Annotated in this window: 9 protein-coding genes; 4 read left to right on the top strand and 5 right to left on the bottom strand. The window is 42.0% G+C overall.

Annotated features, from left to right (window positions below; all coding sequences use genetic code 11):
- Positions 1-263: 263 nt before the first annotated feature.
- Together wecC (RH45_RS11355) and wecB (RH45_RS11350) are read right to left on the bottom strand one after the other, a co-directional pair.
- Positions 264-1,526, bottom strand: coding sequence for a UDP-N-acetyl-D-mannosamine dehydrogenase (gene wecC, locus RH45_RS11355; protein ID WP_008077236.1), 1,263 nt, complete (start codon positions 1,524-1,526; stop codon positions 264-266).
- Between the two features lie 18 nt (positions 1,527-1,544).
- A complete protein-coding gene (gene wecB / locus RH45_RS11350; RefSeq protein WP_039958546.1) occupies positions 1,545-2,669 on the bottom strand; it encodes a non-hydrolyzing UDP-N-acetylglucosamine 2-epimerase in 1,125 nt (374 codons plus the stop codon).
- Between the two features lie 392 nt (positions 2,670-3,061).
- Here wecB (RH45_RS11350) and RH45_RS11345 point away from each other — a divergent pair, with 392 nt between their 5' ends.
- The 4 genes from RH45_RS11345 to RH45_RS11330 all read left to right on the top strand — a co-directional run bounded on the left by RH45_RS11345 (position 3,062) and on the right by RH45_RS11330 (position 7,902).
- Positions 3,062-4,294 (top strand): exopolysaccharide biosynthesis polyprenyl glycosylphosphotransferase, encoded by a 1,233-nt coding sequence (locus tag RH45_RS11345; protein WP_008077231.1) that lies wholly within the window; start codon positions 3,062-3,064, stop codon positions 4,292-4,294.
- 129 nt (positions 4,295-4,423) lie between these two features.
- Positions 4,424-5,551 (top strand): non-hydrolyzing UDP-N-acetylglucosamine 2-epimerase, encoded by a 1,128-nt coding sequence (gene wecB, locus RH45_RS11340; RefSeq protein ID WP_039958543.1) that lies wholly within the window; start codon positions 4,424-4,426, stop codon positions 5,549-5,551.
- Between the two features lie 10 nt (positions 5,552-5,561).
- On the top strand, positions 5,562-6,821 hold the full coding sequence (gene wecC / locus RH45_RS11335; protein ID WP_008077227.1) for a UDP-N-acetyl-D-mannosamine dehydrogenase: 1,260 nt from the start codon (positions 5,562-5,564) through the stop codon (positions 6,819-6,821).
- A 10-nt stretch (positions 6,822-6,831) separates the two neighbouring features.
- On the top strand, positions 6,832-7,902 hold the full coding sequence (locus RH45_RS11330; protein ID WP_008077225.1) for a glycosyltransferase: 1,071 nt from the start codon (positions 6,832-6,834) through the stop codon (positions 7,900-7,902).
- Positions 7,903-7,932: 30 nt separating this feature from the next.
- Here the strand turns inward: RH45_RS11330 and RH45_RS11325 are convergent, their stop codons facing one another.
- The 3 genes from RH45_RS11325 to RH45_RS11315 are packed head-to-tail and all read right to left on the bottom strand — an operon-like array spanning position 7,933 to position 10,929.
- A complete protein-coding gene (locus RH45_RS11325) occupies positions 7,933-9,231 on the bottom strand; it encodes a capsular polysaccharide export protein, LipB/KpsS family (protein WP_008077223.1) in 1,299 nt (432 codons plus the stop codon).
- On the bottom strand, positions 9,228-10,298 hold the full coding sequence (locus RH45_RS11320; protein WP_008077222.1) for a glycosyltransferase family 4 protein: 1,071 nt from the start codon (positions 10,296-10,298) through the stop codon (positions 9,228-9,230). Before RH45_RS11320 ends, RH45_RS11325 begins: the two co-directional genes overlap by 4 nt.
- Before the next feature lies 1 nt (position 10,299).
- Positions 10,300-10,929 carry a methyltransferase domain-containing protein gene (locus RH45_RS11315; RefSeq protein ID WP_100086098.1) on the bottom strand — a complete coding sequence of 210 codons (630 nt, stop codon included), beginning with the start codon at positions 10,927-10,929 and terminating at the stop codon, positions 10,300-10,302.
- Positions 10,930-11,033: the final 104 nt, after the last annotated feature.

The raw sequence follows: 11,033 nt of genomic DNA, 5'->3' as shown, positions 1-11,033 counted from the left end.
AAATATAACTACATTCCTCCCGATTACAGAAGAACCTGAGATAAATATTACTTTTAATATCATGGTGGGAAGTAAACACTGTCATCAATTTTGGCTGATAAAGATATTGAAGAGCAATTATCATACTGAGTTAACCTATATATAGTTACTAAATAGAAATCTAATAAAAAAATTAGTATGATTTGATAAACTCCTTAACGTTGAAAACCTCAATATCGTTTTATTAAATAACAAACCTATCATTACACACCTTAATAAACTAACTACAAGCTGGTCATGTTCAACCAGTTTTCTTTTACTTCAATTCTATTCACAAAATTTTGATGAGCTACTAAGACAACATTAATGTCGGCTTCTTTTCTAGCAAACTCTAAATCGACTAACTCCACGCAGCCAATGCACTGGGGAAGGCGAATAATATTCGGTTCAACAGCAATCACGCGCCCAGTATGCATTTCTGCAATTTTTCGTGTAATCGCCAGTGCTGGACTCTCACGCAAATCATCAATATCCGGTTTGAATGCTAAGCCATAACAAGCAACGGTGACTTCTCGTGCAGTTTTATTTGGGTTAGCTTGCAAGAAGTCTACAATCGCCAGTTTAACTTTGTTGATCACCCACTCTGGTTTGCCATCATTCACTTTACGTGCGGTGTGGATAATTTGTGCCTCTTCTGGCGTTTTAGACACGATGAACCAAGGGTCTACCGCGATACAATGACCGCCTACGCCAGGACCAGGTTGAAGGATGTTTACTCGTGGGTGACGGTTCGCGAGTGCAATCAACTCCCATACATTGATGTCTAACTTGTCACAGATGATAGATAGCTCGTTAGCAAAGGCAATTTGTACATCGCGAGAGCTGTTTTCGGTTAGCTTCGCCATTTCTGCTGTGCGAGCATTGGTCACCACACACTCACCTAAAACAAAGGTTTTATACAATTCAACAGAGCGTTCTGAACAACGAGTCGACATACCGCCAATAACGCGGTCGTTTTCTACTAGCTCGCGAACAACATGCCCCGGTAGTACGCGCTCTGGACAGTGCGCAACGTTAACATCCGCATTATCACCGTGCGTTTGTGGGAAAGTCAGATCCAAGCGAGCTTCTGCTAACCAAGCCGCCATTTGCTCTGTCGCACCGACAGGAGAAGTAGATTCTAGAATTACTAAATCGCCTTTTTTTAGCACAGGGGCAATAGCTTTGCTTGCTGCTTCTATGTAAGACAAGTCTGGTGCTGGTACTTCGCCCTCTTCACAAGGTAAGAACGGGGTTGGAACGGCAATCAAAAAGGCATCCGCTGGTTCTGGGGTAGTGGTTGCTTTAAGGTAGCCTTCTGTAACCGCTGCTTGGACGATCATATCAAGATCAGGTTCTACAATATGGATTTTACCTTGGTTGATGGTATCCACTGCGTGTTGGTTTACATCTACACCAATCACTTTCTTTTTACGAGAAGCGAACATCGCGGCAGTAGGTAAACCAATGTAACCTAAACCAACAACTGAGATTGTTTCAAAAGACATTTTCATTTCCTGAGGTTGTTATTTTGCTAATTCGTCTAAAATTCTTTGGCATGCTAGGCCGTCACCGTAAGGGTTGTGCGCGAAGCTCATTGCTTTATAAGCCTCTTCATCTTTTAACAACACTTCTAAGCCTGAGACGATCTTGTCGACATCTGTTCCCACTAGTTTCACGGTGCCAGCTGCAACAGCTTCTGGCCTTTCTGTGGTGTCACGCATTACCAACACTGGCTTACCTAGTGAAGGCGCCTCTTCTTGAATACCGCCAGAATCGGTAAGAATAATGTGCGCACGGCTCATCAAGTAAATAAAAGGAAGGTATTGCTGAGGCTCGATAAGATGCACGTTATCCACGCCGGATAGAATGCGATTTACCGGCTCTCTTACGTTTGGGTTCAAGTGAACTGGGTATAGGATTTGCGCAGCAGGGTTGTCTTTTGCTATACGTGCCAGTGCTTCACAAATACGCTCGAATCCACCGCCAAAACTTTCGCGGCGATGTCCAGTGACCAAAATCAACTTTTTATCTTCTTTTAGCATTGGGAACTGAGCCGCTAGTTGCTCGTTCAGTGCTGCATCATTGTCGATTTTGTCTTTCACCATCAGTAATGCATCGATAACTGTGTTACCGGTGATACAAATATCCGCTGGATTAGTGTTTTCTTTAAGTAGGTTACTTTGAGAGGTGTCGGTTGGCGCAAAATGATACTTAGTAAGTGCACCAGTTAACTTGCGGTTTGCCTCTTCCGGCCAAGGCGAATAGATGTTACCAGTGCGTAACCCCGCTTCTACATGGCCAACTTCAATTTGCTCGTAGTAAGCTGCAAGGCTAGCGGCAAAAGTAGTGGCCGTATCACCATGAACAAGTACCACATCAGGCTTAAATTCTTGCAAAACAGGTTTGAGCTCTAACAAAATACGTGCAGTTACGTCATTTAGTGATTGCCCTGACTTCATCAAGTTCAAATCATAATCTGGTTTGATCTCAAACAGTTCAAGCACTTGATCAAGCATCTCTCGGTGCTGAGCAGTAACACAACACTTTGCATCAAATCGTTGGTCATTTTCAAGAGCGTGAACAAGAGGTGCCATTTTGATAGCTTCAGGGCGAGTACCAAATACCGTAAGAATTTTTTTTCTAGACATCATTCTATTTTCTATGAAGAGAAGAATTACGTAGGATTAGTATAGTTCGAGAAAATGACACGCTACCGCCCTTGGGTTTAGCTCCCAAAGGCAAATAGGTAGACATCCAAGCTGTCGGGGTAATCCCACAAATGTGCTGAGTATACCGAAAATAATGGCTGAGATAAAAAACAATCTATTACTTAATTGCACCATTGATAAAATTGGAATTAATACTCTATTTTTAAGTGCGCTTGATCTAAATAAAAGCAAACTATGGTAAACCACTCGCTGTAGACTAAGCAGTGGGTATCTCTGGCTTGTTACGGATTGAGGTCAATTTTACGTTATTTTCACTACAAAATTGCAGAGTATGTTACCATCGGCGTTCGAATTTTTTTAGGTAATGTAACGTGAGAAAACTGCTACAGAACTCGATGGTTTGCCATTCTATCGGTATCTTCGGTACCATTTTTTTGCTTCATCTGATTACAGGGTTTAGAGCAAGCCTACCTGTCACCGTCATTAATAGCTTTTGGCTGGTAAGCTGTGCTTATGTTGCTACCTCTGTAACTATTCCCAAAATTACTAATTATTTACTCGTCGACCGTAAGTACTACATCTTGCCCGTTCTCGCATCAGTCTACGCTTGTGCTATGGTGCTTATCCTCTTACTTCGGATCGATTACTCTCGAGAAATTCTCATTTACGCCTTTTGCATGCATTTGATGTGGATGTACTTTTCTGCCGTCTATAGAAAAGAGAATACAAAGTTAAACCTTGGTGCTATCAATAACTTCGATATCGACAGCTTAGACAGTCAACATACTCGAATTCATTTAACGACACTTAGTGACCCTCTTACCATGGCAGATGTAGAAGATGGCCTTGTGGTCGATCTACACAATAAGCTGACTCCTGAACAAGAAAAGTTTGTTGCGGATTGCAGTATCAACAATATTCCTGTTTTTCATTCGGAAAGCATCAGAGAAATGATTGAGGGTAAAGTTCAAACAAGTCACCTATCCGAGAACGCAATAGGCTCTCTCGTACCCAATCCCATTTATCACAATGTAAAACGAGCTTGGGAATCTGCACTTATCATCATTAGTTTTCCGATTACGTTACCCGTAATGGCAATCACCGCGCTATTAATAAAAATAGAAAACCCAGGACCAGCCATGTTCATTCAGGAGCGCGTAGGTCAAGGTGGCAAGGTATTTAAGATCTACAAATTCAGAAGCATGACAGTGAAACAAGCTGGTGCGGAAGATAAATTTGCGACAGAAGAACAGTCTCGAGTCACTAAAGTCGGAAAGGTAATTCGAAAGGTTCGGATTGATGAGCTCCCACAGTTTTTCAACGTGCTTAAGGGAGAAATGTCTTTGATCGGCCCTCGTCCGGAGCAAGAAAGCTTTGTAAAACAGTTTGAAAAAGAGATTCCATTTTATGGCTATCGCCACATGGTAAAACCGGGTATTACAGGTTGGGCGCAAACGGTGCAAGGTTACGCTGATGACACTGACTCTACGCGTGAAAAGCTAGCCCATGATTTGTACTACATTAAACATTTATCTTTCTGGCTAGATATGAATATTGTGCTTAAAACTCTTAAGACGATGATGACGGGGTTTGGTGCGAAGTAGTCGAGTTAAGTGTTCTACTCTAGTTCACTACTTTACTATAAGTTAAAATCTAGCAACTTTTCGAAGTTCGCCCCTAAACACTGGTAGCCAAACAGTGGCATGAACTCACTCTAACTGGGATACAATTCTATGGCTCGTAAAAAAGTCCTTACCGTATTTGGCACTCGACCAGAAGCAATAAAAATGGTGCCACTTGTCAAAGCATTAGAAGCTGATGACGATATTGAATCTAGAGTATGTGTAACTGCACAACATCGTGAGATGCTTGATCAAGTGCTCGACATTTTCGATATAGAGCCAGATTACGATCTTAACTTGATGAAATCGGGCCAAACTTTAAATGATGTCACGGCCCAAGTTCTACTAAAAATCAAGCCTGTACTCCAAGAGTTTCAACCTGATGTTGTCTTAGTACACGGCGATACCGCCACAACCTTTGCGACAAGCCTTGCCGCCTACTATGAGCAGATTGCGATTGGCCACGTGGAAGCGGGTTTAAGGACTGGAAATATATATTCTCCTTGGCCAGAAGAAGCAAATCGAAAGCTAACCGGAGCTCTTGCGCATTTCCATTTCGCTCCCACAACCAACTCTCGAAATAACCTCGTGGAAGAGGGTTACTCCCCCGACAAGATTGTAGTAACGGGTAATACCGTAATCGATGCGTTGCATCTAGCCATCAACAAAATCGACAGTGAACAGTCTCTACAACAGAAATTTGAGGCGCATTTTTCATTTTTGGATGCAGACCGTAAGTTAATCCTTGTTACAGGTCATCGACGTGAAAACTTCGGCCAAGGGTTTGAGCAAATTTGCCAAGCGCTACATCAGTTGGCGACGGACTTTCCACAATCTCAAATTGTATATCCGGTCCATTTAAACCCAAACGTACGAGAGCCCGTAAATAGATTGCTCTCAAGTGTTAACAATGTCCATTTAATCGAACCTCAGCAATACTTACCGTTTCTATACTTAATGCAGCGTTCAGATATCATCCTGACTGATTCTGGTGGTATCCAAGAAGAGGCTCCCTCATTAGGCAAGCCGGTTCTAGTGATGAGGAACACAACCGAGAGACCTGAGGCTGTTGCTGCTGGCACCGTAAAACTAGTGGGAACTGGTACGGAAAAAATCGTCGCTGAAGTAAGCCAATTACTTACTGACACTAAAGCCTATGAGAAGATGAGCAAAGCTCATAACCCATATGGCGACGGTAAAGCTTGCCAACGTATCATCCAAGAATTAAAGAAATCATAGTAGGTACACCATGTCATTTGAAACAGTTTCTGTTATTGGTTTAGGCTACATTGGCTTGCCAACAGCAGCAATGTTCGCTTCTAGAAAGAAAAAAGTTATCGGCGTTGATGTGAGTGAGAACGCCGTAAATACAATAAACAGTGGCAAGATTCATATCGTAGAGCCTGACCTTGATATGTTAGTTCAAGCTGCTGTCACAGAAGGCTTTTTGACTGCGTCGACATCAGCTCAACCGGCTGATGCTTTTCTAATCGCTGTTCCTACGCCGTTTAAAGGCACTTCAAGCGATGGTATACCCGAGCCAGATTTGAGCTATATAAAAGCAGCAAGTCTTGCGATTGCACCTATTCTCAAGAAAGGGGACTTGGTTATCCTTGAGTCCACTTCCCCTGTCGGAGCAACAGAGCAAATGGCAGCATGGCTGGCTGAGGCTCGTCATGACTTGAGCTTTCCTCAACAAAGTGGTGAAGATGCGGACATTAATATTGCGCATTGCCCTGAACGAGTGCTACCGGGTAAAGTGGTACGAGAGCTGGTTGAAAATGATCGCGTAATTGGCGGTATGACTCAAAGGTGCTCAGAGAGAAGCATTGAGCTATACAAGACATTTGTGCAAGGTGAATGCGTAACCACAAATGCAAGAACCGCTGAAATGGCTAAACTGACCGAGAACAGTAGCCGAGACATTCAAATCGCTTTCGCCAATGAGCTGTCCGTTATTTGCGATAGGCTTGATATCAACGTTTGGGAACTCATCGCGCTTGCGAATCGCCACCCTCGAGTAAACATATTACAGCCGGGCCCTGGCGTTGGTGGGCACTGCATCGCTGTCGACCCATGGTTTATCGTAGCGAAAACACCAGAACAAGCTCAGCTAATTCATACTGCTAGGCAAGTTAACGACCGCAAACCACAATGGGTTATCGATAAGGTTAAAATAGCAGTCGCCGATTTCTTACAAGCAAATCCAAGTATGAGCACAAGTGATACTACTATTGCGTGCTATGGATTAGCATTTAAACCTGATATTGACGATCTCCGAGAAAGCCCAGCTCTAGAGATCACCAAACATATTGCCCTACACCATGCTGGTAAAGTTATCGCTGTAGAGCCAAACATAGATGAGCTCTCATTAAACAACGTTAACTTAGTTAGCACAGAAGAAGCGGTAGATAATGCAGATATTCATGTCCTTCTTGTGGATCACAAAGAATTCAAATCTATATCCGCCCCTTCTGTTTATACAGTAGATACAAAAGGCATTTGGTAAGGCGAGTATAATGAAAAAACTGCTCTATGTATCAGACAGCTTTAGAAGCCTGTCCGTCTTCGAAAGCCAAGTACATACACTCTGTAATAAACATTCAAAGCAATATGATGTTACTTTACTCGCTTTATGTAAGCCTAGTGAGATGTCTTTGCCTGGTTTGCCAGATGCAAACTACAAGCTTGAAAAATTTAAAAAGCTCCCTAAATTTTTTAGCATGCTCTCTCAGAAGATCGCCGTGATGGGATTTAACCAGCCATCGCTGTTTGAACAAGCAGATATCATTCATTGTCGCGGCCATATTGGTACTTTATTTACACTGTTAGTATGTAAGAAATACCGTATTAGTAAGCCAGTTATAAGTGATATTAGAGGCGTCGTTCCTGAAGAGTTTCAATCACTCAATATCCCACTATCTAGCGTGTACTCCAAACTCGCCGATCATGTTGAATCATATTTATTCAAGCATATAGAGCAATTCTTTTTTGTAAGCTCCAATATGGAAAAGCATTATCGAAAAAAATATCGTTGCGAAACCTTTTCTTCAGAAGTTTACCCAACCATAGTTAACGATGAACTCTTTTTCCAAGATGATGTAAAGAGAGAAAAGAAAAGGCAAGAGCTAGGTTACGCAAGAGAGAATAAAGTTTACTGCTACGTAGGTAATACCGCATCATGGCAAAAGTTAGATAGCATCTTGACAGCATTTGATAATAAATCGCAAAAGAACGATGAGCTTAGATTACTAGTAGTCACGACAGAGCCAGACTCCGTAAGAGAGATGCTTCAAGACCTGAGCATAAAAAATCCACATATTACTGTTACTTCGAGTGATTACAAAAACGTACCGCACTTCTTAAACGCTGCGGATTACGGTCTCTTAATTCGAGACGACAATGTGATAAACCGAGTCGCATCCCCAACAAAGCGTAACGAGTATGCCGCGTGTGGTCTACCTATCATAACAAACTTGGCAGACATCGATAATTCTAACCAAGATGAGAGTCTTTCTGATTACAAGAGCTTGAAAGAGATCTCTTACCAACAGAGCCTCTGCTATAAAAGACTCATTGAACAATCGTAGTAACTAGAAGCTAGCACAGGCTAGCTTCAGTTATTGCTTCGATCTAAAGTCTTGGATATTTGTTCTAATTCTGTTGGCAACTCGATCCAGCTGCTTCTCAGTATAGCTAAAGCCGGCTCCGTGAATGCTGTATTCATACTTTAAGTAATGCAGGAAGCCACGACGACTGTTCACAGATACGGGCTTAGGAGCCGACAGAGCGCTCGAGAGCTCATCCAAAGACGTTGGTTGACACACATCTTCACGGGCAAAAAAAGCTCTCCCCAATACAAACAGAGGCTTATCCGTTTCAAGTGCTTCCATACAGACAGTCGAATTTACGGAAACAATAGAGGCCGCCCTATCAACTAACTTAGTGGTATTCGCTTTGGTAAAAATGGTTTCCTCTTGAGCTTCATAACACCCTAAGTCATTAGGGTGGAGCTTAACTACAAGCTGATGGCTGGTTGCCAAGTCTGATTTGTAAAACTCTTTTTCTACACGTCTTAACAGTTCTTGATTCGAACTAAAATCACTATGGATAAGAAACTGCGTATCATTTTCCAATTGCATAGGAAAAAATACATATGGTCTGTCTGGTAACGTATCCAAGGCATTATTCGCCGTGTGTACTCTGCTTTTTACACTTTGCTGCCAAAAGCGTTTCAAGTATGGACGAATTCTAAATGCGTTATGCAATATTGGAGAGTTTCTTCCTAGTAACCCACCCAGCTTACTAAGGATAAGAAAGTAGCCAAAGTTTAACTTAGATGTTTTACTCTCGTGGCCATGGTAAGAACTAGGAATATCAAACTGCATTTCGTCTAAATTAGCAAACTGAGAAAAATCCACATCCAACGTCGCCACGCTAGAATTTGCATTCACGCCATGAAAATCTAATGTCGTTGTATAGGGGCGAAATAAGCCCAACTCACTGACACAGAAAGGAACCCCTTCTTCCAGGCATATATCTCTAGCAATAGAGTGCTGCCATCTCAGATCGTTATGCATCATAACAAAGTCGATGTGATGTTCACGGAGGTAATGGCGAAAGTAGTTCGCGAAAGACGCAAACCAGGCTAACTCTTGCTGAGTAAGCTCTCGACTCTCAAACTTACGAACGTATGCTGAGTAGTGATTTGTTGACGCAGAGACTAACTCCAGATCTCGATCACTATAATTTGTATGACCCCGTAAAATAGAACCGAGATACTCACAACGATCACCCTTAAAGAAGTGCTTATAGCCCGCTTTGGAGAAAATAGCGGTAAACGTCTCAACTTCAGGTAACCTAGCGACTATTAATGAGAAGAAAGGAGAGCAAGCAGTATCTAAGGTCAAAATATTCATAGTAACGTTCGGAATTGTTCCAGCCAGAGGTCAATTATAGAGGCCTTACTGAAGCGCTGGCGGTTGGTGAAAGCATTTTCAGACAACAAACTTCTTTTATCTCCATCATTCGCTAGCGCTATTAATTTGTCGGCAAAAAGCTTTGTATCGTACGCTGGAATCAAATACCCATCTTCGCCTTCTCTAATAATTTCAGACGGCCCAGTTTCACAGTCAAAGCTAACCACAGGTAGACCGTGCGCTTGAGCTTCAAGTAACACCATAGGAAAACCTTCATTGCGAGACGTTAGAATGAATATTCCTGATTTTTGATACTCTACGCTGATATTTTCTGTGGGTTCGTTGACTTCCACAACATGACTCAAGTTCATTTTTTGGATTTGTTCTAAGAGCCACGCTTTGCGCTCCCCCTCTCCATAGAGGGTAAATTCCCACCCAGGGCAGTGTTTATGCACTAAATTAATTATATCGACTAAATAGTCGACCCCTTTCATGTCGTTGTACCGACCAACGAAGAGGACTTTTTTGTTGTGGCTGTACTCCGCATCTACACTAGCAAAATTGGTAAAATTCGGGATAACAGCAACATTTTTTAGGAATTTGTCATAATAACGATGCTTGTCTGCATGAGTGAGGCATATCAAACGCTCTAGCTTGGGGTAACGCCATCGTTTAAATACTTTCCTCAATGCACCATAGTGGTTATGGGCTAAGTGTTCCGCCCCCCACAATCTAGCACTACGAAAACGGCAGAAACTCGCAAATAGCGTCATCGCGGTTCCAACAGCAATCACCAGTTGGTAATCGTGCTCATTGACATAAGTCTCCACCTCTTCACGAAGAGATGCGTACCAACCTAACTTACCTAAGGTATTTAACCCATGTAATGCGGGCATATCGAGATAGTCGATATTAGAGTGCTCAACCTTATCAAATTTTGCAGCAGCTGATAGTGCATGGACCTGATATTCACTATTCAGTGATGAAAATTCATCAACTAGATTAATGGTTACTCTCGATAACCCACCAGGCATGGTGATGTCATTGATAAGATATAAGACCTTCACATTATTTTCTCGCAATCACAGTGTAGCCATAACATTCTAATTCAGGGCGTCTATCGAGCTTGTCTAGATAGGGAGCAGACTTTTGTCCCAACCACCAAAAAATACTCAGGAATAACTCTATTGCTTTTCTTACTATTTTAGGGCCCTTAATGAAACGCAGAGAAAAGTAGTTCCATTTCATGACTTGAGTGGTAAAAAATCCGGAAGACGCTTTTACTTCAATCTGCTTGAACCCAGCCTTTTCTAGCATGTATTTCAAGCCATAAGGTGTATAACGGAAAAAATCGTAAGGGGCTTCGTGAATCCACCACTGCCAAGGAACTTGTAATACTAACGAGCCTTCAGGTTTCAGCACACGATAGGCTTCATTGAGCATATTCTGAGGTTCACACAAGTGTTCGAGAACAGACATTGAAATAATTGTATCTGCTGAGCTTGACTCTATGGGTAAAGGTTTATTTAAGTCTGCAATTATTTCTGGAGCACTGGAATGATAACAGTTACTCCAATCCACACCTATATAATTATCAGCACTACTTAAAATAAAACTTTTAAGCGGAGATTCGCCACATCCAAAGTCATATACCTGGCCTTCAAATAAGTGCTTATTGGCGCTAAGAAAATCATCCATAATGTCATACACGAGCCAATTATACTTTTTCTTATTCGTTGCTTTATACACTTTTGACAAAATTAACCTCAACAATCACAAAGATTCCAACTTAGGACTTGACT

Origin of the sequence: Vibrio sinaloensis DSM 21326, assembly GCF_000189275.1 — a bacterium.
GTDB lineage: Bacteria > Pseudomonadota > Gammaproteobacteria > Enterobacterales > Vibrionaceae > Vibrio > Vibrio sinaloensis.
Note: the sequence above shows the minus strand (reverse complement) of the source record. Positions and strands in the feature narration are given on the sequence as shown.